18 protein-coding genes are annotated in these 24741 nt (G+C 71.6%); 8 read left to right on the forward strand and 10 right to left on the reverse strand.

Translation table 11 applies throughout. The features are described from left to right. The first annotated feature begins 19 nt into the window (after positions 1 to 19). On the forward strand, positions 20 to 643 hold the full coding sequence (locus ACIQNG_RS23810) for a TetR/AcrR family transcriptional regulator (protein WP_401487615.1): 624 nt from the start codon (positions 20 to 22) through the stop codon (positions 641 to 643). Positions 644 to 1214: 571 nt separating this feature from the next. Further along, positions 1215 to 2855 carry a citramalate synthase gene (gene cimA, locus ACIQNG_RS23815; protein ID WP_401487617.1) on the forward strand — a complete coding sequence of 547 codons (1641 nt, stop codon included), beginning with the start codon at positions 1215 to 1217 and terminating at the stop codon, positions 2853 to 2855. A gap of 91 nt (positions 2856 to 2946) precedes the next feature. Here cimA and ACIQNG_RS23820 read toward each other — a convergent pair whose 3' ends face one another. Next, complete coding sequence (locus ACIQNG_RS23820) at positions 2947 to 3600, reverse strand: SLATT domain-containing protein (protein ID WP_401487619.1); 654 nt, start codon at positions 3598 to 3600, stop codon at positions 2947 to 2949. Between the two features lie 305 nt (positions 3601 to 3905). Between ACIQNG_RS23820 and ACIQNG_RS23825 the strand changes: the two genes are divergently transcribed. From ACIQNG_RS23825 to ACIQNG_RS23835, 3 genes are all read left to right on the forward strand, one after another. Continuing rightward, positions 3906 to 7259, forward strand: coding sequence for a metallophosphoesterase (locus ACIQNG_RS23825; RefSeq protein WP_401487621.1), 3354 nt, complete (start codon positions 3906 to 3908; stop codon positions 7257 to 7259). Between the two features lie 118 nt (positions 7260 to 7377). Next, positions 7378 to 8730, forward strand: a complete 1353-nt coding sequence (locus ACIQNG_RS23830) for a hypothetical protein (RefSeq protein ID WP_401432369.1) — start codon at positions 7378 to 7380, stop codon at positions 8728 to 8730. Positions 8731 to 8818: 88 nt separating this feature from the next. Beyond that, positions 8819 to 9403 carry a YdeI family protein gene (locus tag ACIQNG_RS23835; protein WP_401487623.1) on the forward strand — a complete coding sequence of 195 codons (585 nt, stop codon included), beginning with the start codon at positions 8819 to 8821 and terminating at the stop codon, positions 9401 to 9403. Between the two features lie 78 nt (positions 9404 to 9481). Here the strand turns inward: ACIQNG_RS23835 and ACIQNG_RS23840 are convergent, their stop codons facing one another. After that, the gene (locus ACIQNG_RS23840; RefSeq protein WP_401487625.1) at positions 9482 to 10030 is read right to left on the reverse strand and encodes a YceI family protein; all 549 of its coding nucleotides are present in this window, start codon (positions 10028 to 10030) and stop codon (positions 9482 to 9484) included. 463 nt (positions 10031 to 10493) lie between these two features. On the opposite strand from ACIQNG_RS23840, the gene ACIQNG_RS23845 reads away from it, so the two are divergent. Both ACIQNG_RS23845 and ACIQNG_RS23850 read left to right on the forward strand, forming a co-directional pair. After that, complete coding sequence (locus ACIQNG_RS23845) at positions 10494 to 12089, forward strand: acyl-CoA carboxylase subunit beta (RefSeq protein WP_401432377.1); 1596 nt, start codon at positions 10494 to 10496, stop codon at positions 12087 to 12089. 58 nt (positions 12090 to 12147) lie between these two features. Then, the gene (locus ACIQNG_RS23850) at positions 12148 to 12339 is read left to right on the forward strand and encodes an acyl-CoA carboxylase subunit epsilon (protein WP_401432380.1); all 192 of its coding nucleotides are present in this window, start codon (positions 12148 to 12150) and stop codon (positions 12337 to 12339) included. Positions 12340 to 12452: 113 nt separating this feature from the next. Here ACIQNG_RS23850 and ACIQNG_RS23855 read toward each other — a convergent pair whose 3' ends face one another. From ACIQNG_RS23855 to ACIQNG_RS23890, 8 genes are all read right to left on the reverse strand, one after another. Then, entirely contained in the window at positions 12453 to 13034 is a 582-nt protein-coding gene (locus tag ACIQNG_RS23855) for an ATP/GTP-binding protein (protein ID WP_003997631.1), read from the reverse strand. Beyond that, positions 13015 to 13587: a DUF742 domain-containing protein gene (locus ACIQNG_RS23860; protein WP_401487627.1), complete on the reverse strand. Its 573-nt coding sequence runs from the start codon at positions 13585 to 13587 to the stop codon at positions 13015 to 13017. Before ACIQNG_RS23860 ends, ACIQNG_RS23855 begins: the two co-directional genes overlap by 20 nt. A gap of 103 nt (positions 13588 to 13690) precedes the next feature. Further along, positions 13691 to 14104, reverse strand: coding sequence for a roadblock/LC7 domain-containing protein (locus ACIQNG_RS23865; RefSeq protein WP_055493648.1), 414 nt, complete (start codon positions 14102 to 14104; stop codon positions 13691 to 13693). 10 nt (positions 14105 to 14114) lie between these two features. After that, positions 14115 to 17435: a nitrate- and nitrite sensing domain-containing protein gene (locus tag ACIQNG_RS23870; protein ID WP_401487629.1), complete on the reverse strand. Its 3321-nt coding sequence runs from the start codon at positions 17433 to 17435 to the stop codon at positions 14115 to 14117. A 378-nt stretch (positions 17436 to 17813) separates the two neighbouring features. Next, positions 17814 to 18404, reverse strand: coding sequence for a GTP-binding protein (locus tag ACIQNG_RS23875; RefSeq protein ID WP_401487631.1), 591 nt, complete (start codon positions 18402 to 18404; stop codon positions 17814 to 17816). Beyond that, positions 18385 to 18780, reverse strand: coding sequence for a DUF742 domain-containing protein (locus tag ACIQNG_RS23880; RefSeq protein WP_401432390.1), 396 nt, complete (start codon positions 18778 to 18780; stop codon positions 18385 to 18387). Before ACIQNG_RS23880 ends, ACIQNG_RS23875 begins: the two co-directional genes overlap by 20 nt. Positions 18781 to 18891: 111 nt before the next feature. Continuing rightward, positions 18892 to 19305, reverse strand: a complete 414-nt coding sequence (locus ACIQNG_RS23885; protein WP_401432834.1) for a roadblock/LC7 domain-containing protein — start codon at positions 19303 to 19305, stop codon at positions 18892 to 18894. Positions 19306 to 19314: 9 nt separating this feature from the next. Continuing rightward, a complete protein-coding gene (locus tag ACIQNG_RS23890; protein ID WP_401487633.1) occupies positions 19315 to 23310 on the reverse strand; it encodes a nitrate- and nitrite sensing domain-containing protein in 3996 nt (1331 codons plus the stop codon). Positions 23311 to 23920: 610 nt separating this feature from the next. Between ACIQNG_RS23890 and ACIQNG_RS23895 the strand changes: the two genes are divergently transcribed. Further along, the gene (locus ACIQNG_RS23895; RefSeq protein WP_401487635.1) at positions 23921 to 24106 is read left to right on the forward strand and encodes a hypothetical protein; all 186 of its coding nucleotides are present in this window, start codon (positions 23921 to 23923) and stop codon (positions 24104 to 24106) included. The last annotated feature ends 635 nt before the right edge of the window (positions 24107 to 24741 follow it).

Genomic DNA, 24741 nt, shown 5'->3' on the forward strand with positions numbered 1-24741 from the left:
CGGTGAGCGAGGAACAGTGATGGCAGCGACGGCCGGAGGACGCCGGCAGGCCCCGCCCCGCGAGGACGTGCTCGCCGCCGCCATGGCGATGATCGCCGAGCGCGGCCTGGAGAAACTCACCATGGCCGCGCTCGGCCGCGAGGTCGGGATGAGCAGCGGACATCTGCTCTACTACTTCGGCTCCAAGGACGAACTGCTGCTGCGCACCCTGGAGTGGAGCGAGGAGCGGCTCGGCACCGAACGCGGCCGGCTGCTCACCCGCCCCGCGACCGCGCGCGAACGCCTGGACGCCTACGTCGGTCTGTACGTCCCCGACGGCCACCGGGACCCGCACTGGACGCTGTGGCTGGAGGTCTGGAACCGCTCGCAGAACGCCGCCGCCGACGCCCGTGAACGGCAGTCGGCGATCGAGGGCGCCTGGCACCGGGACCTGGCCGCCCTGCTCGCGGAGGGCGTCTCGCGCGGCGAGTTCCGGGCCGTCGACCCGGACCGCTTCGCGACCCGGCTGCGGGCCCTGCTCGACGGCCTCGCCATCCAGGTCGCGATCGGTCTGCGGGGCGCCGACCGAGCGGCGGTCCTCGGCCACGTGGAGGAGTTCCTGGACGAGGCCCTGCACCCGCGCCCGCCGCGCCCCGACGCTTGAGCCACCGTCCCGGTACGGCACGAGCGCGGACAACGTGTACGTCCGCGATCACGCGCGGGAGCACCGCCCGGGTCACCGGGAGCGTGCGAGGCGGCCCGCCCACCGACGGCTGCACCCCGGCCGCCGGCTTCGCCCGGGGCGGCACGGCGCTCGGGCCGTACCCGCCCTCCGACCGCCTCGTGGCCGGCGGCACCGACGGAGAGGGCGACGGGACGGCGACGGGCCCGGCGACGGGGCTTGCTCGTCCGCCCCTGAGGCCCCCCGTCGCGCTCTGACCGCATCCTGAGACACGCGGTGAGCACGGCGGCGGTCTGTGCCACACTTCCCCCGTGCTCTCGTTCGCCACGATTATTGGCAGCAGGCGCGCCGGTCCGCAGTGACCGCCTCGTACGACCACGTACGGGCGGCCACCGTCGTCTCGACCCGCGCGCAGACCTCTCGCACCCGCGAGAGGTTTTTCGCATTTCTGGCCCACCTGTAGCCGGGAGCGGAGCGCGAGGGATCATAGGGGGACGGTGGAGCCGGTCATTCCGGTACAGACCGCGATCATCACCATCAGGAGCCTTGAACCATGACGGAAACCAGCGAGCGCGACGACCGGTCCCCCGTCGGCACCGCGTCCCCGGCCGACGATTCCTTCCATGTCTTCGACACCACGCTGCGCGACGGCGCCCAGCGTGAGGGCATCAACCTCACCGTCGCCGACAAGCTGGCCATCGCACGGCACCTGGACGACTTCGGGGTGGGCTTCATCGAGGGCGGCTGGCCCGGCGCCAACCCGCGGGACACCGAGTTCTTCGCCCGCGCCCGGGAGGAGATCGAATTCCGCCACGCCCAGCTCGTCGCCTTCGGCGCCACCCGCCGGGCCGGGACCAAGGCCGCCGAAGACCCGCAGGTCAAGGCACTGCTGGACGCCGGGGCCCCGGTGATCACCCTGGTCGCCAAGAGCCACGACCGGCATGTGGAACTCGCCCTGCGCACCACGCTGGAGGAGAACCTGGAGATGATCCGGGACACCGTCTCCCACCTCAAGGAGCAGGGGCGGCGGGTGTTCGTGGACTGCGAGCACTTCTTCGACGGCTACCGCGCCAACCCCCACTACGCCAAGGACGTCGTCCGTACGGCGGCGCGGGCCGGCGCGGACGTCGTGGTGCTGTGCGACACCAACGGCGGCATGCTGCCCGCCCAGGTCCAGGCGGTCGTGGCGACCGTCCTCGCGGACACCGGCGCCCGGCTCGGCATCCACGCCCAGGACGACACCGGCTGCGCGGTCGCCAACACCCTCGCCGCCGTCGACGCGGGCGCCACCCACGTCCAGTGCACCGCCAACGGCTACGGCGAACGCGTCGGCAACGCCAACCTCTTCCCCGTCGTCGCGGCCCTGGAACTGAAGTACGGCAGGCAGGTCCTGCCGGAGGGCCGGCTGCGGGAGATGACCCGTATCTCCCACGCCATCGCCGAGGTCGTCAACCTCACCCCGGCCACCCACCAGCCCTACGTCGGCATCTCCGCCTTCGCCCACAAGGCCGGGCTCCACGCCTCCGCCATCAAGGTCGACCCCGACCTCTACCAGCACATCGACCCCGAGCAGGTCGGCAACACCATGCGCATGCTCGTCTCCGACATGGCCGGCCGCGCCTCCATCGAACTCAAGGGCCGCGAACTCGGCATCGACCTCGGCGACGACCGCGCGCTCGTCGGCCGGGTCGTCGAACGCGTCAAGGAGCGCGAACTCAAGGGCTACACCTACGAAGCCGCCGACGCCTCCTTCGAACTGCTGCTGCGCGCCGAGGCCGAGGGCGGACCACTGAGCTACTTCCAGGTGGAGTCCTGGCGCGCGATCGTGGAGGACCGCCCCGACGGCACCCACGCCAACGAGGCCACCGTCAAGCTCTGGGCCAAGGGCGAACGCATCGTCGCCACCGCCGAGGGCAACGGCCCCGTCAACGCCATGGACCGGGCCCTGCGCGTGGCCCTGGAGAAGATCTATCCCCAGCTCGCCAAGTTGGAACTGGTCGACTACAAGGTGCGCATCCTGGAGGGCAAGCACGGCACCCAGTCCACGACCCGGGTCCTCATCTCCACTTCCGACGGCACCGGCGAGTGGTCGACGGTGGGCGTCGCGGACAACGTCATCGCCGCGTCCTGGCAGGCCCTGGAGGACGCGTGCACCTACGGCCTGCTGCGGGCGGGCGTGACTCCGGCGGAGTAGGGGACGCAGGAGGACAGGGGACAGGGGACACGGGACACGGGACACGGGGGACGGGGGCAGGGCGCAGGGCGTCGGCCTCTCGCCCCGGACCTCACATCGCCGAGTCCCGGGACCTGGGCACATCGGAGCCCCGGTCCCGGCCGGCCGCCCGGTCCAGCCGGAACAGCCCGCCTCCCGCACCCCGCTGCGCGGAGCCGGACGAGGTGGACCGGGTCAACTCCTCCATGCTGTCGGCGAGATACCCGATCCAGGTGGCGCTCTCCTCCTCCATGATCCGCTGGCAGTCGGCCCGCAACCGCTCGATGACATGGAGGAGCGCGGTCTGGTCCTTCTCGCTCGGCGTGTCCGCGATCCGCAGATACGCCTGGGCGAAATCGGCCTGCGCCTTCTTCAGCACCTGCTGCAACGCGATCTCGGTGCGGATGTACCGCGTCCAGGACGCCGAGAACCCGAAGATCCGGTCGAAGAGCACACACCCCGCGCCGCCCGCGAGGAACACGAACCCCCACTCGGGCGGCACCAGCGTCGGGTCGGCGGCATGCACGAGCGGGGTGAGCGTGCCGACGATCCCGAGCAGCCCCGCGAGCGCCCGCAGCGAACGCGACCAGCGCGAGGGGGCCTTGCGGCGCCGCAGATACCAGTCGATCGCCGCCGCGGCCTCGCCCTCCGCCTGCTTGAACAGCTCCCACAGCACCTCGGACCGGGCGCGTGTGCGGTCCAGCTCGGTGAGTGCGGACACCGTCATGTCCGCGACCTTGCGTTTCCTCGGCATCCCGCCCTGCCCTCTCTCCCCTGCGGCCCAGGCCGCGTCCCCCGGCCGACCCCGGCGCGTCCCACACGACGGCACCCGATCGCACGTCCGGCCGCGCGTACGTTCGCACGGCGGCAGAGGCATCGTATGCGCCACCCGGCCGCCTGTCTCACGGGCCGTCAAGAAGGGCCGCGACCCTGGTCAGTTGAGGGCCGCGGAGGCGCTTGGACGAGATGCCTTAGGGGCCCCGCCGCGCATAAGCTGTTCCGACGCGTCACCAGGCAAGCCGGGGGTGTTCTGTGCGCATCGTCCACATCAGTGACCTGCACGCCAGAGACGACTGGGGGAACGACCAGCGCAAGGTTCTGCGGGCGTTCCTCACGGACGTCGCCGACTTCCACGCGCGGACACCGGTCGACTGCGTCGTCTTCAGCGGCGACCTCGCGTACGGCGGCAAGCCCGACCAGTTCGCCCTCGCCCAGCAGCGCCTGCTGGACCCGCTCCAGGAACGCCTCGGCCTGGACCGGGAGCGGATGATCCTCGCGCCCGGCAACCACGACGTGGACATCTCCCGGATCGACGACTTCCAGGAGGTCGGACTGCGCGGCCGGCTCACCGACCGCGACCAGGTCAACGCCCTCCTCGACCGCCCCGACCTGGCCAACTACCTGGACCGGCTGGCCCCTTGGCAGGAGTTCACCGAGGGCTACTACGCCGGCACCGCCGTCGAGCGGATCTCCCCGCTGGTCACCCTCCACCGCTTCACGGCCGGCGGCACCGAGGTCGTCGCGGCCGGTCTCACCTCCTGCTGGCGGGCGACCGGCGCCGGGGACGACGCCGACCGGGCCCATCTGATCGTCGGCGACCGGCAGATGACCGACGCCGTCGACCGGCTCGGCTCCGCCGCCCTGAAGATCGGCGTGATGCACCACCCGCTGGACTGGCTGGCCGAGTTCGACCGCGGGGACGTGGGCCGTGAGCTGGCCCACTTCGACATGCTGTTCACCGGCCATGTCCATGTGGTCGACCCGCTCGCCGTCGCCGGCAAGACCGGCAGCCTGATGCAGAGCGCCGCCGGCTCCCTCTTCCAGTGGCGCGACTATCTCAACGCGTACAGCGTGATCGACGTCCGCAGCACCACCGCCCCGCGCGCCTACACCGTGCATGTGCGCAGCTACTTCGACGGCCGGGACGCCTTCGCCGAGGGCGTCAACGTCGTCTCGGGCGGCCGTCTGGAGATCGACTTCGCGCAGCCGGGACGCGGCGGCACGGCCACTCAGGCCGATCCGAACGCCCCGGCGGCCTCCCCGCAGAACCCGGGCCCCGCCGGCGCCGCCCCCGCCGGCACCCCCGTGGACGCCCCCCTCGACGCCCCCACCGGCACCCCCGCCGACCCGCCCGCCACCGACCCCCTCGCCGCCGACCCCCCGGTCACCCGCACCTCCTCCGACCTCGCCGCCGACGCCCTCATCGACGCCGTACGCGAACGCAGTCTGATCCTCGGCCCCGGCCGCGAGAACCAGCCCATGGACGGACTGCTGGTCCCGCCCGTGCTGCTGCGGCTGCCGGTCGACCAGTACATGGCCCTGCACGATCTGGACGAGGGCCGGATCGGCGTCGACGAGATGATCGGGAGCCTGGCCGAGCACCATCACTTCCTGATCGTCGGCGACGAGTACGCGGGCCTGACCAGCACCCTCCAGTGGCTCGTCCACACCGCCTACGTCAGCGACGCCCAGTACGTCCCCGTCGTCATCGACTTCGCGGCCGTCGAGACCGGCCCGAGCGGCGTCGAGAAGGAGGTACGGCGGCAACTCGCGGGCGCGGGCATCGCGCTGGGCCGCAAGGACGAACTGCCGCGGCTCGCGCTGGCCGTCGACAACGTGGACCCCGGCTCGGAGAAGCGGCTGCGGCATCTGCTGAAGTTCCTCACCCACCATCCGCAGACCCTGTCCTTCCTCGGCTGCCGCACCACCGCCCGGCACCGGGTCGCCGACGCGATGACCGGGGTGGGCTGCCCCGCCCGGGTCCGCCACATCGGCCCCTTCGGCCGCCGTGAGCTACGGGCGCTGGTGCGGCTGCTGCGCCCGGAGGAGTCCGAGGGCGACATCGACGCGATGCTCGACCTGCTGACCCGCGGCCGGCTGCCCCGTACCCCCGTCATGCTGGCCGCGCTGCTGTCCACCGCCGGGCACCAGGACTGGACGGCCGGGGTCAACAGCACCGCCATCCTGGAGTCCTACCTCGGGCTGCTGCTGGGCCGTGACGACCCCAGCGTGGACCGTCGCTTCGAACTCGACTTCGTGGCCCTGCGCGACATCCTCGCCTGCGTCAACGAGCATCTGATGCTGACCGGCAAGGACTCGCTGCCCCGGATGGAGGCCGAGGAATTCCTCCTCAACTACTTCAAGGGGCTGGGCTGGTCCGAGCCCTCGGGCGCGGTGCTGGACGCCTTGATAGCGAAGCGGATCCTCACCGAGCGTGACCAGGTCATCCACTTCTGCCAGCCGATGGTCCGGCCGCTGCTGGCCGCGTACCGGATGGCGGAGTCGGAGGAACTGAAGGAACTGGTGCTGGCCGGGCCGCTCCAGCACACGCAGGTCATCCGGCACACCGCCGCGCTGCGCCGCAACGACGCCGAGTTGCTGCGGATCACCGCCGACGGCTTCCGGGCGCTGCGCGAGCGCCTCGGCGACGGCGGCAGCGACCCGTTCTCGGTGCTGGCGACCGAGAACGGCTGGCACACCGACGAGGAGGCCCAGTCCGTCCTGGACGACCTCTTCCCGGCCGATCTGCCCTACGACTCCGCGGGCCCGCCGACCGAGGTCCCCGGCGACTTCCGGGTGATGATGGACGACCTCCAGGACCAGGCCGACGCCATGCAGACCCTCGCCCTGGACCAGCGGCAGGGCCCGGGCTTCAGCCCGACCGAGTTCGAGGCGTACGTCGAGGCGCTGGACCTGCTCGCGGATGTCCTGCGCAGCAGCGAACTCGTCCGTGACCTGGACCTCAAGCGGACCACCCTGCGGCTGTGCCTCAACGGCTACGGGGTGCGCGCCGCGCTGATGGCCGCCGAGTGGGGCAACCGGGACGGCCGCAGCGTCTTCCGCGAGTCGCTGTCGGAGGTGCTGGAGCGCCAGGAGATCAGCGAGGCGGAGTTCGAGGAGTTCATGGGCCGGGTCGAGCTGTACTCGCCGGTCCTGTCGTCGTACTGGGCGCTCTCCCAGGTGCTGGCCAGCGGCAAGCTGTCCCGGCTGACCGGTGAGGCGCTCGGCGAGGGCGACTTCATCGAGCAGCCGGGGCAGGCGCTGATGGCGGTGCTGCTGATGCGGCACATGGGCGACCGGGAGTGGGTGCGGCACGCCACCGCCGTCGTCAAGCGGCACGGGGAGCGGGAGGTCATCGGCGAGATCCTGCGGCTGTTCGCGCAGAGCAACTACTACGGCCAGCCGGACCTCAGCAAGGCCGAACTCGGCGCGCATGAACTGCTGCTCTTCGAGATCGCCGTGCACCGCAGCGAGTTCGTCTCACCGGCCGGACCCGGCCGCGACTGGGAGCGCAACCGCTGGGTCAAGCGGATGCGCGACCGCCGCCTCCAGTACCTCCAGCGCGGCGAGAACCTGGCGATCGGCCCCACCCCGATGCCCTCCTGAATCAAGGGCTGAAACAACCGCTGGATCAAGCGCGCCGGGGTGCGCCGGGGGCATGGCGCGGGCGCCCGGCCGTGCGCGCCCCTGCCTGTTTCCCGCCCATTCGGGTACTTTCGAACATATGAAGGGCACGCTGGTACGAGATGCCGTACGCCTCCTGATCGTGCCGATCACCGCCGCACTGGCGGTGCTCACGGCGGGCGTGCCGGGCGCCCACGCCGCGACCGACGTCTCCACCGTCGCCGCGGCGCTGCGCGAAGGACCCGTCTACGTCGACCCGGCCGCCTCCGGCACGCTCGCCGAGTCGGACGCGCGAGCGCTCGCCGACAAGATCAAGGACGCCGACAAGCCGGTCTTCGTGGCGGTCCTGCCCGCCGGCTACCCGACCGAGAACCTCTTCCAGAACCTGCGCACCGAGACCGGCATCACCGGTCTCTACGGTGTCCGGCTCGGCGACCGCTTCGACGCCCGGGCCGACAGCAGTGTGCTCAGCCGGCAGGGGGTGACCAACCTGGTCACCGCCGTGCAGGGCGCGGGCGACCCCAAGGCCCAGCTCAACGACTTCGTGGACGACGCCCTGCGCAATGTGGGCGGCACCGCGCCCAGCACCTGGAGCCAGGGCGGGGGAGACGGTGTCTCCGCCACCGCCCTGATCACCGCGGGCGGCGTCCTCGCGGCCGGCGGCGTCACCGCGTACGCCCTGGTCCGCCGCGGCCGTCAGCGCCGCGCGGAGGAGCAGCGGGCCGCGCTGGAGAAGCTGCGGGTCGTCGTGGACGAGGACATCACCGCCTTCGGCGAGGAACTCGACCGGCTCGACTTCCACCCGGGTGAGCCCGGCGCCGACGACGCCATGCGCGGCGACTACGAACACGCCCTCGACGCCTACGAGCGGTCCAAGTCCCTCATGGCCGCCGCGACCCGGCCCGAGCAGGTGCGCGAGGTCACCCAGGCCGTGGAGGACGGCCGGTTCTCGCTGGCCGTGCTCGCCGCCCGCCGTGAGGGCCGCGCGCTGCCCGAGCGCCGGCCGCCCTGCTTCTTCGACCCGCGCCACGGCCCCTCCGTCGCCGACGTCACCTGGACCCCGTCCGCCGGCGCCACCCGTGAGGTGCCCGTGTGCGCGGCCGACCGGACCCGGCTCGCCGACGGGGAGGACCCGATGGTCCGCGAGGTGGAGACCGCCGACGGGCGCCGCCCCTACTGGGACGCCGGACCGGCCTACGGCCCCTGGGCCGGCGGCTACTTCGGCGGCGGCATCCTGCCCGGCCTGCTGATCGGCACCATGCTCGGCAGCGCCATGGCCACCTCGTCCTACGCGGCGGCCTACGGCTCCGGCTACGGCGACTTCGGCGCCGGTGGCTACCAGGGCGGTGATGTCTCCGGCGCCGACTTCGACCCCGGTGACTTCGGCGGCGGCTTCGGTGGCGGAGACGGCGGCGGCTTCGGCGGCGGGGGAGACTTCGGCGGCGGCTTCTGACCCACGGCCCGCCCCACCCCCACCGCTCGGCCCCTTATAGGACCGATATAGGACCGATCCTGACCTATACGGCGCCTACCGTACGGGCATGACGACTGAAGCCGCCTCCGCGCCCCTGACCCTGCCCTTCGCCGCGGTCGACGACCTGGACGCCTGGCTCGCCGGGCATCCGGCGCCGCACCCCGGACTGTGGGTGAAGATCGCCAAGAAAGGCTCGGGTCTGCCCTCGGTCACCTGGGAGGACGTCAACGACGTGGCCCTGTGCCACGGCTGGATCACCGGCCAGCGGCGCGCGCTGGACGGGACGCACTACCTTCAGCGGATCACGCCCCGCCGACGCCGCAGCCTGTGGTCGATGGTGAATGTGCGCCGTGTGGCCGAACTGGAGGCCGAGGGCCGGATGCGCCCGGCCGGTCGGGCCGAGGTGGCGGCGGCGCGGGAGGACGGCCGCTGGGAGGCGGCGTACGAGTCGCAGAGCAACGCGACCGTCCCGGACGATCTGGTCCGCGCGCTCGCGGAGCACCCCCGGGCGCAAGCCGCTTTCGACCTGCTGGGCAGGACGGACCGCTATCTCGTCATCCTGGGCCTGCTGCGGACCCGTACCGCGAAGGGCCGGGCGACCCATCTGGCGGCGGCTGTCGCCAGGCTGGCGGCGTCGGCGCCCGCCCCGTGACCCGGCCCGTACGGCGGGTCGGCCCCGGACCTGAGGAGGGCCGCCCCGAAGGACGGCCCCGCCTGGTTCCCGCCGTGCTCAGGCGCTCTTGATCGCCGAGATGTCGAAGTTCAGCTTGATCTTGTCGGAGACCAGGAAGCCGCCGGTCTCCAGCGTCGCGTTCCAGGTCAGGCCCCACTCGGAGCGCTTGATCTCGGTCTTGCCCTCGAAGCCGACGCGCTCGTTGCCGAACGGGTCCTTCGCGGCGCCGTTGAACTCCAGGTCGATGGTGATCGGCTTGGTGACCCCGAGGACGGAGAGGTCGCCGGTGACCCGGTAGTCGTCGCCGCCGAGGGACTCGGCCTTGGTGGAGCGGAAGGTCATCGTCGGGAACTCGTCGATCTTGAAGAAGTCGGCGCTCTTCAGATGGCCGTCACGGTCGGCGTTGCCGGTGTCGACGCTGTCCATCCGGACGTCGATCGAGGCGGTCGACTTCGCCGGGTCGGAGCCGTCCAGGTGGAGGCTGCCGGTGAAGTCGAGGAACTTGCCCTTGACGTTGGTCACCATCGCGTGGCGGGCGGTGAAGCCGATGGAGGTGTGGGCGGGGTCGATGGTGTATTCGCCGGACAGCGTGGCCAGGTCGGTCATGGGGTGCTCCTCGGGAAGCCAGTCAGTTGAACCTTCAAGGACTTTGTGATGCCGACCTTAGACCCGATCGGTTCAAGATTCAACATCATCGGGGAAGTGTCGCGCAAACACCTGCGGGAGACGGCCGAAGCGGTGCGCACTCACATGCTGGAAGGGGCCCGCCCGCGCCGCCACCCGACCGCCCCGACACCACCCCCCGGCGCGGTTCTCCGACCCCTTCGGGTAACCTCCGACCCTTGTGCCGGGTCCGCCCGTTTCACTCCGGCGATGGCATGCTGGCCGACCGGAATGTGGTGCGACTCACCACCCCCGCTTTGTGAGACCTCCACAACAGCCACGCCGTCCTGGCAGTCGGAACGGCTGCATGATGGTGAGGTTCTGTTCAGTGGTACCAGGAAAACGGGCCGGAGACTGTACGGAGTCGACGGCTCGCTTTCCTCGGCGGAGTTCGTAAGGTCGCTACATGACCGTTTTGGAAGAGACGACGGGTGAGCCCACCGGTGAGCCGACGGACGCGCGCGGGCGGGTGGCGGAGCTGCACGAGATCCGTGCGCAGGCGGTCGCCGGGCCGAGCGAGAAGGCGACAGCGGCCCAGCACGCCAAGGGCAAGCTGACCGCGCGGGAGCGGATCGAGCTGCTCCTGGACGCGGGGTCCTTCCAGGAGGTCGAGCAGCTGCGCCGGCATCGCGCACAGGGCTTCGGCCTGGAGGCGAAGAAGCCGTACACCGACGGTGTGATCACCGGTTGGGGCACGGTGGAGGGCCGTACGGTCTTCGTGTACGCGCACGACTTCCGGATCTTCGGCGGCGCGCTGGGCGAGGCCCACGCCACCAAGATCCACAAGATCATGGACATGGCCATCGCGGCCGGCGCCCCCCTGGTCTCCCTCAACGACGGCGCGGGCGCCCGGATCCAGGAGGGCGTCTCCGCCCTCGCCGGCTACGGCGGCATCTTCCAGCGCAACACCAGGGCCTCCGGCGTCATCCCGCAGATCTCGGTCATGCTCGGCCCGTGCGCCGGCGGCGCGGCCTACAGCCCGGCCCTCACGGACTTCGTGTTCATGGTCCGGGAGAGCTCGCAGATGTTCATCACCGGACCGGACGTGGTCAAGGCGGTCACCGGCGAGGAGATCACCCAGAACGGCCTGGGCGGCGCCGACGTGCACGCCGAGACGAGCGGTGTCTGCCACTTCGCCTACGACGACGAGGAGACCTGCATCGCGGAGGTGCGCTACCTCCTGTCGATGCTCCCGCAGAACAACCGCGAGAACCCGCCGCGCGCCGAGGCCACCGACCCGGTCGAACGCCGCGGTGACGTCCTGCTGGACCTGGTCCCGGCCGACGGCAACCGGCCCTACGACATGGCGAAGGTCATCGAGGAGATCGTCGACGACGGCGACTTCCTGGAGGTCCACGAGCGCTGGGCGCGGAACATCATCTGCGCGCTGGCCCGGATCGACGGCCAGGTCGTCGGCATCGTCGCCAACCAGCCCCAGGTGCTCGCCGGGGTCCTGGACATCGAGGCTTCGGAAAAAGCTGCGCGCTTTGTGCAGATGTGTGACGCTTTCAATGTTCCGATCGTCACGTTCCTGGACGTGCCCGGATTCCTTCCGGGCGTCGACCAGGAGCACGGCGGAATCATCCGCCACGGGGCGAAGCTGCTCTACGCGTACTGCAACGCGACCGTTCCGCGGATCTCCCTGATCCTGCGCAAGGCGTACGGAGGTGCGTACATCGTCATGGACAGCCAGTCCATCGGTGCCGATCTCACCTTCGCCTGGCCGACGAACGAGATCGCGGTGATGGGTGCCGAAGGCGCCGCCAACGTCATCTTCCGGCGGCAGATCGCCGGCGCGGAGGACCCCGAGGCCATGCGGTCCCGCATGGTCAAGGAGTACAAGTCCGAGCTGATGCACCCGTACTACGCGGCCGAGCGCGGCCTGGTGGACGACGTCATCGACCCCGCCGAGACCCGTGAGGTGCTCGCGAAGTCCCTGACCATGCTCCAGACCAAGCACGCCGACCTGCCCTCCCGCAAGCACGGCAACCCCCCGCAGTGACCCGGCGGACCCGCCGCGGCGACGCCGCGGACCCTCTCTTCCACGGAGACCAACAGCCATGAGCACCCCTGACATCCGCGTCGAGAAGGGCCATGCCGAGCCCGAGGAGGTCGCCGCCATCACGGCGATCCTCCTGGCCCGAGCCGCCGCCCACACCACGACCGCCCCGGCCCCCGCCCCGCACCGCCGCGCCGCCTGGCGCCGCCTGGAGCGGGAGCCGGGCTTCCGCGCCCCGCACAGCTGGCGCTGACGACCGACAACGGAAAGGGTCCCCTTCCTTCGTGGAAGGGGACCCTTTTCCGTGCGCAGGGCGCCAAGCACCGGGCACCCGGCCCGGCGCCCGGCGCCCGGAACCGGTGCCGGCTAGCGCAGCCGGGCCATCAGGGCGTGCTCGACCAGGGTGATCAGCGTCGACTTGGCGTCCGCGCGGTGCCGGGCGTCCGTCGTGATGATCGGGGTGTCCGGGCCGATCTGCAACGCCTCACGCACCTCGTCCGGCGAGTACGGCTGGTTGCCGTCGAAGCCGTTGAGGGCGATCACGAAGGGGAGTCCGCTGTTCTCGAAGTAGTCGACGGCGGGGAAGCAGTCGGCGAGGCGGCGGGTGTCGACGAGGACGACGGCGCCGATGGCGCCGCGGACGAGGTCGTCCCACATGAACCAGAAGCGGTCCTGTCCGGGGGTGCCGAAGAGGTACAGGATGAGGTCCTGGTCGAGGGTGATGCGGCCGAAGTCCATGGCGACCGTGGTGGTCGTCTTGTCCCCGGTGTGGGTGAGGTCGTCGATGCCGGCGCTGGCGGACGTCATGACGGCCTCGGTGCGCAGCGGGTTGATCTCCGAGACGGCACCGACGAACGTGGTCTTGCCCACGCCGAAGCCGCCCGCCACCACGATCTTCGCCGAGGTGGTGGAGCGGGAAGGACCGCCGCTAGAGCTTGCGAAGTCCACTGAGCACCCTTTCGAGCAGTGTCACGTCTGGCTGGCCGCCGGCGCTCTCGTCGCCGCCGGGCTGATGGATGGCGACCAGGCCCGCCTCCGCCAAGTCGGCGACGAGGATCCTGGCCACGCCGAGGGGGATCGAGAGCAGCGCCGATACCTCGGCCACCGACTTGATCTCCCGGCACAGATTGCAGATCCGCTGATGCTCGGGCAGTTGCCCGTGCATCTGGTGCGGAGCCGCGGTGGTGTGCACCAGCGCCTCGATGGCGAGCTGGTACCGCGGCCTGGTGCGACCGCCTGTCATGGCGTACGGACGCACCAGGGGGTTGTTCGACGCCCCGGCGGGCGCCGGCTCAGGGATGCGGCGCTGCGGCTGCACGGGCTGGATGCGCGGCGCTCCGGGCTGCTCGTACGGCGAGGGGCCGGGGCCCTGTGGCGCGTACGGCTGCCGGTGGCTCGGCGCGGAGGGGAAGTTGAACCGGTTCGCGGAACCGTCGCCGTGTCCCTGTCCGGGACCGTACGACCAATGACCCGACGACGAACCGCCTTGGGGTGTAGCCACTTTCTCCTCCTCCGACTGTGCCTTTCGTGCCGGGCACCCATCGCTGTGGAGCCGCGTCCCGAAACCTTACGGCGACGGGGCGCGAAAACGCACCGTCTGTCTGTTAGTTGAGAAGGCTCCCCTGGAGCTCCGCGCGAAGATCCGGGGTGAGGACCGTGCCCGCACGGTCCACGAGCAGCGCCATCTCGTACCCGATGAGACCGATGTCCGCGTCCGGGTGGGCCAGCACGGCCAGCGACGAACCGTCGGAGATGGACATGATGAACAGGAACCCCCGTTCCATCTCCACCACCGTCTGGTTCACGCTGCCGCCCTCGAAGATGCGCGAGGCACCGGCGGTCAGCGAGGTCAGACCGGAGGCGACGGCCGCGAGCTGGTCGGCGCGATCACGGGGAAAGCCTTCGGACATCGCCAGAAGGAGTCCGTCGGCGGAGACCACCACCGTGTGGGACACCCCCGGGGTGTTGTCCACGAAGTTGGTGATCAACCAGTTCAGGTTCTGTGCCGCCTGGCTCATCGGGCTCACACTAACGCTCCTGGTCGTAGGTGCTGTCAGGGCCACTGTGTTGACTCCTCGTGGCCTGACCGTTCGTTTCGCTTCCTGCGGTGTTGCGTCCCCGCTGCACCCCTCGACGCAGGTTGCTCAGCCTGCCCCGGACATCCTCGGGAGCGCGGGAGACCTGGGGGCCGCCCTGCGGGGTGGTCTCCGCGGCGCCCTCGACCAGGTTGGCCTTGGGCACCCGCCTCGGCAGGCCGGAGGAGGTGACTCCACCCGCCTTGGGCTTACGGAGCTGCGCGGCCTGCTGCCAGCGCTCGTCGTTCGCCGAGCGCCAGTCGTCCTGGGCCGTGCCGTTCGTGGTGCCGTTCGCCGCCGGGGCCGCCGCTTCCTCGTTCACGGGCCCACCCGCGCCTGCGCCGCCCGCGGAGGAACCGCGGCGCGGAAGCCCGGCGTCGGTCAGCTCGTGGCCTGCGGAGGGGGTCGGTCCCGGACGGTCGAAGCCTACGCGCTCGCGCTCGGCCGCGTCAGGGGCCCGGGTGGATTCCGCTTCAGGAGCGTACTGGTCCGGATAACCGTTCTGATAGTCACCCGACTGCGGCCAGTCGTCCTGGTAGGACCGCTCCTGAAGACCCGGGTAGCCGTTCCGGCCGGCGGTCGGCGGCTCGCTCTGCTGCTGCTCCGGGGCGGCCGGGTAGGACGGGTACGACGATTCCGGATAGCCGGTTCCGGGGGCCTGGCCCTCGTGCTGCGGCTGGTCGCCGCCCGTCCCGAAGTACGGCTCCTCGTACGCCGGCTGCTGCGGCTCCCCGTACGGCGTCCGCTGCCCGTAGCCGTCCTGCGCCGGGTAGCCGCCCTGGCCGGTGAGGGGGTCGTAGGCACCGGCGCCGGTGTCGTAGCCCTGACCGCCGTTGCCATAGGCCGGGCCGCCGTCGCCGTAGGCCGTGGTGGCGTTGTCGTAGGACCGGGGTGCGGTGAAGTCGTCGAACGCCGGGGCCTGCGGGGTGCCCGGGGTCTTGTCGCCGGGGCGCTGCTCGGGCTCCGGGGCCCGGTGCTGCTCCTCGCCGGTCGGCGGGCGGCCGACCGGGTCCGGGTCGCGCGGGTCGCCGGGGACCTCACCGGCGTAGCGGCTGTCGTCGAAGCCGAGGTCGGCGGCGGTCAGCTGGCGCTGCTGCGGCCGGCCGAAGTCCTCGCCGCCCGGCGGGGTCTGCTGCGGCATGATCTGCGAGACCGTGAACTCGTCGCGCTCCAGCCGACCCTCGCCGCCACCGCCGTGGGTGATGGCGTCGGGCAGCATGACCAGCGAGGTGGTCCCGGCCTGCTCGCCCGAGGGGCGCAGCTGGACCCGGATGCCGTGCCGGTCGGAGAGCCGGCCGACCACGAACAGGCCCATGCGCTGGGAGATCGCGGCGTCCACGGTCGGCGGGTTGGCCAGCTTGTGGTTGATGTCCGCGAAGTCCTCGGCGGTCAGGCCGATGCCCTTGTCGTGGATCTCGATCATCACCCGGCCGTCGGGCAGCCGGGTCGCGGTGACCCGGACCTTGGTCTGCGGCGAGGAGAAGGTGGTCGCGTTCTCCAGCAGCTCGGCCAGCAGATGCACCAGGTCGGTGACGGCCCGGCCGTGGATCTCGGCCTCGGGCACGCCCTGGAGTTCGATGCGCTCGTACTGCTCCACCTCGGAGGAGGCGGCGCGCAGCACATCGACCAGCGGGACCGGCTGGTCCCAGCGGCGGCCGGGCTCCTCGCCAGCGAGGACGAGGAGGTTCTCGCCGTTGCGGCGCATACGGGTCGCGAGGTGGTCCAGACGGAAGAGGTTCTCCAGCTGGTCCGGGTCGGCCTCGTTGTTCTCCAGATCGGTGATCAGGGTCAACTGGCCCTCGATCAGCGACTGGTTGCGGCGCGAGAGATTGGTGAAGATCGCGTTGATGTTGCCCCGCAGCAGGGCCTGCTCGGAGGCGAGCCGGACCGCCTCGCGGTGCACCTGGTCGAAGGCGCGGGCGACCTCGCCGATCTCGTCCTTGGTGGTGATCGGGATCGGCGCCACCCGGGTGTCGACCCGGCCGGGGTCGGTGCGCGAGAGCTGGTCGACCAGGGTCGGCAGCCGCTGCTCGGCGATACCGAAGGCGGCGTTGCGCAGCTGGCGCATCGCGCGGGACATCTGCCGGGCCACCATGCCGGCCAGCACGAACGCGGCGAGCAGGGCGACCACGACGGCCGCCCCGGTGACCAGGGCGTTGCGCTTCGCGGTGTCGGCGACCGAGGCGGCCTCGTCCACGGCCTTGTCGACCAGCTCGGTCTCGACCTCGTCGTAGCCCTCGAACTTGGCGGTGGCCACGTCCAGCCATGCCCTCGCGGTGACGCCCCGCTGCTCCAGCTCATCGGCCGGCAGCCCGGCGGCGATGCCCTGGACCATGGTGTCGGCGAGCGGCATGGCGGTGTAGGCGCCGCCCTGGGTGGAGGAACCGGCGTCGACGGCGTCGCCCCGGTCGCCGACCTCCTGGCGCTTCTCGGCCATCACGGCGTTGAGCCGCTCGACGTCCGCGTTGTCGGCGGCGGAGACGAACTCGTTGACGGCGATGCCTTCGAGATAGCGGTACGAGGCCAGCGAGATGCGCTGCTGGGCGGCGACGGACGCCTTGTCGGCCGGGCGCACCAGCAGGTGGACGCCGATCGCGCGCTCCAGCGAGGCGGCGGCCTTCGCGAGCGACATGGCGTAGACGGTGCGTCCGTAGCTGGTGACGTTGCCGGTGCCGAGGCCCAGTTCGTTGGCGAACTCCATCAGGGAGTGCTGGACGGCGACGTAGCCCTCTTCGGTGGCGACCGGGTCCATGGCCCGGGTGTAGGCGCGCTCCCGCAGCGAGGGGAGCTTGGTCTCGTTGGTGCGGAACAGTTCGAGCCGGCGGTCGAGGCGGGCGGTGTCCGGGAGGTTGCGGGCGGCCACGTCGAACTGCTTCTTGGCGGTGTCGGTGTCCGCGCGGAGCTTCTTGACGGTGTCGGTCTCGCCCTGCCCGGTCAGCAGGTCCTCGGCGGACAGATCACGCTCGTTGAGCAGGGCCTGGCCGTACTCGTCGGCGGCGCGGACCAGGAGCGCCACCTTGTGGGCGTCCTCGGCCTCCTGCCAGGTGTCGATCGAGCTGTTGACCTGGAAACCGCCCATGACCAGGCCGACCAGGACGGGTATGAGGAGGATCGCGTTGAGTCGGGTGGGCACTCGCCAGTTGCGGGGGGAGAGACGACCGCCACCGCCTGCCGTGGGCTGCGGGCCGGGCGCGGGTGTGGGCGCGGCACCGCGCGGCGGCGGGGTGAAGTTGCCCCGGGCGGGCGGCTCGGGACCCTTGTTGCTTCGCCTCACTCGACCAACAACCTCTCGGCGGTCGGCACCCTTGTCGTGCCGCAGTGTCTCAGAGCCCGTACGCCATCGACGGGGAAGTACGTCATTGACCATGGGGCAGTTCAGGCATTCCAGCACGTCATCCGGGACTACTCCAAACATGGGGAACCGCGGATTCCATGTGATGTAAGCACCAGATAAAACGGTCATAAAGAGCGAGCCCCGTCAAAAGACGGGGCTGTTGTGCGCATAGCGACACGAGTCGACCGCGACGCGTTGCCGGATCGGTTCATTCCTCTGCCGAAACGTTATGAACAGCGGAGCCGACCGTGTCTAAGGCCACAGCCGGCTCCGAGAGGTCTACGGCAACTGCCGTATATGTCGCTGGACTTGGCGCGGCTACCGCAGCCGGGCCATCAGGGCATGCTCGACCAGGGTGATCAGGGCGGACTTGGCGTCGGCGCGGTGCCGGGCGTCGGTGGTGATGATCGGGGTGTCCGGGCCGATCTGGAGGGCTTCGCGCACCTCGTCGGGGGTGTAGGGCTGCTGCCCGTCGAAGCCGTTGAGGGCGACGACGAAGGGGAGTCCGCTGTTCTCGAAGTAGTCGACGGCGGGGAAGCAGTCGGCGAGGCGGCGGGTGTCGACGAGGACGACGGCGCCGATGGCGCCGCGGACGAGGTCGTCCCACATGAACCAGAAGCGGTCCTGTCCGGGGGTGCCGAAGAGGTACAGGATGAGGTCCTGGTCGAGGGTGATGCGGCCGAAGTCCATGGCGACCGTGGTGGTCGTCTTGTCCCCGGTGTGGGTGAGGTCGTCGATGCCGGCGCTGGCGGACGTCATGACGGCCTCGGTGCGCAGCGGGTTGATCTCCGAGACGGCACCGACGAACGTGGTCTTGCCCACGCCGAAGCCGCCCGCCACCACGATCTTCGCCGAGGTGGTGGAACGGCCCGGTGCCGTCGGCCCGGCACTAGAGCTTGCGAAGTCCACTGAGCACCCTTTCGAGCAGTGTCACATCGGGCGCACCGGTGTTCTCGTCGCCGCCCGGCTGGTGAATGGCGACGAGCCCGGCCTCGGCGAGGTCGGCGACAAGGATCCGGGCGACGCCCAGAGGCATGGTGAGCAGGGCCGACACCTCGGCCACCGACTTCACCTCGCGGCACAGATGGCAGATGCGCTGGTGCTCCGGAAGGAGCCCCATGAGTGCCGCGGGGTCGGCCGTGGTGCTGATCAGCGCCTCTATGGCGAGCTGGTAGCGAGGCCGGGTCCGGCCGCCCGTCATGGCGTACGGACGGACGAGCGGCTCGTCGCCCTCGTCCCCGTACGCTTCTGTGTACGGATCGTGAGGGGCGGTGGGCGGGGTCATGAATCCTCCGGGCGGGACAGCATGTGGGTCAGTCGTGCTATCTGGCGGGGCCGGTGGGGGGATTGTGGCGGCCGGACGGCGATTTGGTGAGACGGGTGGATCCGGGACCGATCAGTGGAGCAGACTTCCCTGGAGTTCGGCGCGCAGGTCGGGCGTGAGGACGGCGCCCGCGCGGTCGACCAGGAGAGTCATCTCGTAGCCGACGAGGCCGATGTCGCAGTCGGGGTGCGCGAGCACGGCCAACGACGAACCGTCCGAGACGGACATGAGAAAGAGAAAGCCCCGTTCCATCTCCACGACGGTCTGTGCCACATGGCCGCCTTCGAAGATCCGGGACGCACCGGCTGTCAGTGAGGTGAGTCCGGACGCGACCGCCGCCAGCTGATCGGCACGGTCACGCGGAAAACCCTCCGACATCGCCAGGAGGAGTCCGTCGGCGGACACGACGACGGTGTGGGACACCCCGGGGGTGTTGTCCACGAAGTTGGTGATCAACCAGTTCAGGTTCTGTGCCGCCTGGCTCATCGGACTCAACTAACGCTCCTGCTGGTGAGTGGGGCTCGTGAAGCTGCCCGTCTGACCGGAACCGGCCTGACGGCCCTGCGCGATGCCCCGACGGAGGTTGGTCAGCCGGCCGCGCACGTCCTGGGGGGCGCGCGAGACCTGCGGACCGCTCTGCTGCGGCTGCTGCTGAGCGGTGCCCGGGACCAGGTTGGCCCGGGGCACCCGGCGCGGCAGACCGGACGTGGTGACGCCGCCCGCCGCGGGCTGCCGTACCCGCTCGGCCCGCCGGACCAGCTCGTCGTTGGGCGAGCTGCGCCAGCCGGATCCGGGGGCCGGATCGGTGGCGGCGGGACGCTGCGGGGGAGCGGCCGGAGCCTGCGGCTCCGGTGGCGTGGGTTCGGCGCCGCCCTCGCCCCGCTGTCCGTGGAACCAGTTGGTCTCCAACGTGTCGTACAGCGGGGTGCGGCCGTCGCCGGGACCGGTCGCCGGGGGCAGTGCCTCCGGCTCACGGACCTGCCGCTGCGGGATCTGCGGCCGGTCGAACGAACCTGTCTGGCCGTTCTGGCCGTTCTGACCGGTCTGGTTGCTCTGGCCGGTCTGGTTGTTCTGCTCGAACGGACCGGGCTGGCCCGGCTGACCGGAGCGGCCCGGGTGGCCGGAAGCGGGGGACCGGTCGGACGGTCCGGTCGGGCGGGCGGGCAGGCCCGGCCTGCCCGTCTCGTCCCGGCCCGGAACCGGGAACTGGCCCGTGGAGCCGTTGTCGTAGCCCTGCGGAGCCGGGAACTGGCCCGTCGAGCCGTTGTCGTAGCCGCGCGGGGCCGGGAACTGGCCCGTCGAGCCGTCGTCGTAGCCGCGCGGGGCCGGGAACTGACCCGTGGAACCGTCGTCGTAGCCCTGCGGGCCGGTGAACTGGCCGGTGGCGGCCGGGTCGTAGCCCTGCGGGGCCGGAGCGCGGCCGGTGTCCTGGCCGGGCGCCCCGAAGACGTCCGAGCGCACGAACGGCCCCTGCTGCTGGCGGCCTTCGGCCCCGGGCGGGTCGAACCGGCCCGTGTCCTGCGGGGTGTCGGCGCCCGGCGCGGCGAACCGGCCGGTCTCCTGGGGGCCACCGGGCCGGGCGGGGTCACCCGGCTGCTGCGGTCCGCCCGGACGGGAGAACTGTCCCGGCTGCCGCGGTCCGTCCGCGTCGATGCGCGGGATCTCGGTGGTCGACCCCGGGCCCTGGCGGTCGTCGATCCGCGGCAGGTGCGAGGTCCGCGCGCTGTCCGGCTCGTCGTGGCCGCGCGGGGTGTCCAGGGAGGCCCGGTCCACCGGGGGCTGCCCGGTGTCGCCGCCCCAGTCGGTGCGCTGCGGGGTGCCGCCCGGCAGTTCGGCACGCGGTCCGCCGCGGGGCGGGAGCTGCGGCTGACGGCCGCGCGGTGCCTGGGCGTCGCCCGGGGCGCCGAAGTGGCCCGTGTCGCCCGCGCCGCCCGCGGCGCCGCGCTGCGGCAGTGCGGGGCCTCGGCCGCCGCCGAAGAGATCCTGGCCCGGCGTTCCGGTGCCGGCCGCCTGGAGTCCCTGCGGGGCGCCCGGCGCCTGACCGCCGAAACCGGCTCCGGCGGGCTGGGGCCGGCCCTGCGGCCCGCGCGGGGCACCGGGCCCACCGGGCCCACCCGGGCCACCGGGAGCCCCCGGTCCGCCCGGACGGCCGCCCGGGTCGCCGGGCAGCGCGGCCCGCGGACCCTGGCCCGTGCCGAGCCGGCCGGCCGTGGGGGCGCCGGCGCCGACCGCGCCACCGCCCGAGCGGCGGGCCGCGGCGACCCCGGCGGCGGCCTGCGCGGCGGCGGGACCACCGGCGGCGACACCGGGCTGACCGGGCTTGCCCTGCGGCTTCTTGCCGCCCTGGGCGACATCGACGGGTAGCATGACCAGCGCGGTCGTGCCCCCGGAGTCGGAGGGGCGCAGCTGGATACGGATGCCGTGGCGCTGCGAGAGGCGGCCGACCACGAACAGACCCATGCGGCGGGAGACGGAGACGTCCACGGTGGGCGGCGAGGCGAGCCGCTCGTTGATCGCGGCGAGGTCCTCGGGGGACAGGCCGATACCGGTGTCGTGGATCTCGATCAGCACCCGGCCGTCGGGCAGGGCGTGACCGGTGACCTTGACCTTGGTCTGCGGAGAGGAGAACGAAGTCGCGTTCTCCAGCAGCTCGGCGAGCAGGTGGACGAGGTCGTTGACGACCCGCCCGGCGACCTCGGTGGTGGGCACGGAGGACAGCTCGATGCGCTCGTACTGCTCCACCTCGGAGGCCGCGGCCCGCAGCACGTCGACCAGCGGGACCGGCCGGGTCCAGCGCCGGCCCGGCTCCTCACCGGCGAGGACGAGGAGGTTCTCGCCGTTGCGGCGCATACGGGTGGCGAGGTGGTCCAGCTTGAACAGCGAGGCGAGCTGGTCCGGGTCGGCCTCGCGGGACTCCAGTTCGGAGATGAGCGAGAGCTGGCGCTGGATGAGGCCCTGGGAGCGGCGCGAGAGGTTGGTGAACATCGCGTTGACGTTGCCCCGCAGCAGGGCCTGCTCGGCGGCCAGCCGGACCGCCTCGCGGTGGACGTCGTCGAAGGCCGCGGCCACCCTTCCGATCTCGTCGCGCGAGTGCACACCGACCGACTCGACGGAGGTGTCCACGTCCTGCGGGTCGGACTCGGAGAGCTGCTTGACCAGCTCGGGCAGCCGGTCCTGGGCGACCTTGGTGGCGGTCTCCTGGAGCCGGCGCAGCGAGCGGATCATGGACCGGGCGACGACGAACGCGCCGACCAGCGAGACACCGAGGACCAGCAGGATCAGCGCACCGGAGATGTACGCCTCGCGCTCGGAGTCGCTGCGCAGCGTACGGGCCTTCTGCTCCATGTCCTCCAGCAGCCGGCGCTCGATGTTGCGCATCTGCTGGATCTTGGTGGAGCTGTCGTCGACCCAGTCCTGGTAGGACCGCTTCTCGACCTGCCGGATGCCGGATTCCGAACTGAACGCGCGGCTGGCGTACTTGTCGGCGGCCTCGATGATCGGGTTGCCCTCCTGGATGGGCGTGAGCAGCTCGGCGGCGGACTCGGTGCCGTAGATGCTGCGGAAGCTGCTCAGCTCCGACTCCTGGCTCTTCAGGGCCGATTCGGCGTAGAGCCGGTCGTTCTCCGAGAGGTTGCCGAAGGAGGTCTTGTTCGGGGGCAGCGCCGCCGCGAGCACCGCGCGCTGCACCGACGCGTACTCCTTGGCGGAGGAGAACGAGGCGAGGGCGCGGGTGCGCTGGATCATCTCGGGGTTGCTGGTGGCCTCGGCCATGTCCTGGGAGAGGTCCAGCAGGTGGGTGATGAGGCGGTGGTACGCCTCCACCGTCTGGGTGGAGTTGTCCTCGACCTCGTAGGCGCCGTTGCGGATCTTGCCGAGGCTGCTCAGCTCGCCGACGAGACCGACGAGGGTGTCGCGCACGCCCTGGAGGTCGCCCTTGCGGGCGGACTGGTCGATCTGGTCCGAGGCGTCGACGAAGTTGTCCACGGCCCGGTCGGTCTTGTCCCGGAAGCCCTTGACCGTGATCTCGCTCGACTTCGAGCCGTGCGCCAGCGGTCCCGCGGACTTGTCGCGCTCCTCCTGGAGGGCGGCGGCCAGCTCGGTGGCCTGCTTGGTCATGTCCGTCAGCAGCTTCATGTTGTCGAGCTGCTTGATGTCGTCCATGGACTGGTCGATACGGACCGCGCCCAGTGTGGTGGCGGCGACCACGGGGAGGGTCAGCAGGGCCACCAGGCGGGTGGAGATGCGCCAGTTGCGCAGCGCTATTCGCGGTCCCGGTCCGGTCGGGCCCTGGGACGGCTTGACGGGCGGTGCGGGCACACCCGTGGGCGGGGTCGCGGTGGTACGTCCGGGACGCTCACCGCCGTCCGCGGAGGCCGCCGGTCCCGGGTTCTGGGCGTGCTGGGGCGAGGAGCCGACGGCCATCGGGCCGGTCCCGCCGTGCGGCTCCGGCTCCGCCGAAGCGCTGCCATCCCTCTTGAAACGTCCCTGCACTAGCGTCGCAACCTCTGGACCAGGCGCCCCTCCGGGTGAACCGGACGGACGGTGTCGGCGTGGTCGGGGAACGCCCTGAATACGTCCCCGAATGGTCGTGAGTGACCGGCGCTGGCTCCCCCTCTTTCTCACCGCCGCCCGGCGCGCGTTCCGCGCCCCCTGCGCACCGGCTCGATCCTGCGGCGGTCCGTGGAATTCCAGCACAGTGGCGCATCCGCAACAAGGCCAGTTGGTCAGGCTGTGACATCTGTGACTGCATGTGAGGGGCGGATCACCGGGCGTGGGTCAAGTGAACCCGCATTCCGGTCATATCGGGGTGAGCCATTGAAATGATCTTGGTGTCCCAGTCGCCATGATCGGGAGTGGAATGGGCCCTTCGGTGGTCCAATGTCCGGTTCGTAGCCCCCCGGTGGGCTGTAGGAATTGACCCGTTTTGGGGCTGGCGTGGTGAGGAAACTCACACACTGATCATGAGTCCTTCGCCTCTTGGGAGGGGAATCGGATGTTTAGCCTGACGCTTTACAAGAGGTGACACTCTGACAACCCGGCGTACCCGAAGCCGTCGCGGCGGCACCCGGGACGCCCGTACACGACAAGGTCTCGGACACCCGTGAAGACGACGATGACGCTCCGCACCACCGCCAACCCGCGGCGCACGACGCTGGCCCACCTCGACGACGCCGAAGTGTTGCAGATCCCGGGGCCGGAGCACTCCGTCGACCTCCCGCCCCAGACCGCCAACCCGCGCCGCACGGTCCTCATGGACGTACCGGTCGCCGCCGCCGTAGCCGACTGACACCCACGGACCGCCGAGGCCCGGCCTCCCCGCGTCCCGGGGCGGGCCCGGCCTCCGCGTCCCGGGGCGGGCCCGGCCCTCACGTCCCCGGGCGGGCCCGGCCCTCACGTCCCCGGGCGGGCCCGGCCCCCACGTCCCGGGGCGACCGGGCCCGCGCCGCGAGCCGGCCGGGACTTCGCCAACCCGACCCGGCCCCCGTCCGGACAGCCGGGCGGAAAGTCCGCCTCTGCCCTGGCCCCCGGCCTGGTCATCCGCGCCGAACGTCTGCCTCTGCTGGCCCCTGTCCGGTCATCCGGCGGAAAGCCCGCCTCTGCCGGGCCCCGGCCCGGTCATCCGGGCCGAACGGCCGCCTCTGCCCGGCCTCCGCCTGGTCACCCGCGCCGAACGTCCGCCTGTGCCGAGCCCCCGCCCGGTCATCCGGCGGAAAGCCCGCCGGTGCCCGGCCCCGGCCCGGACTGCCGGGCGGAAGGCCCGCTTGTGCCCGGCCCCCGTCCCGTCATCCGGCGGAACGCCCGCCCCTGCCCGGCCCCCGCCCGGGCATCCGGGCCGAACGGCCGCCTCTGCCCGGCCTCCGCCTGGTCACCCGCGCCGAACGTCCGCCTGTGCCGAGCCCCCGCCCGGTCATCCGGCGGAAA

Origin of the sequence: Streptomyces sp. NPDC091377 (genome assembly GCF_044757045.1) — a bacterium.
GTDB lineage: Bacteria > Actinomycetota > Actinomycetes > Streptomycetales > Streptomycetaceae > Streptomyces.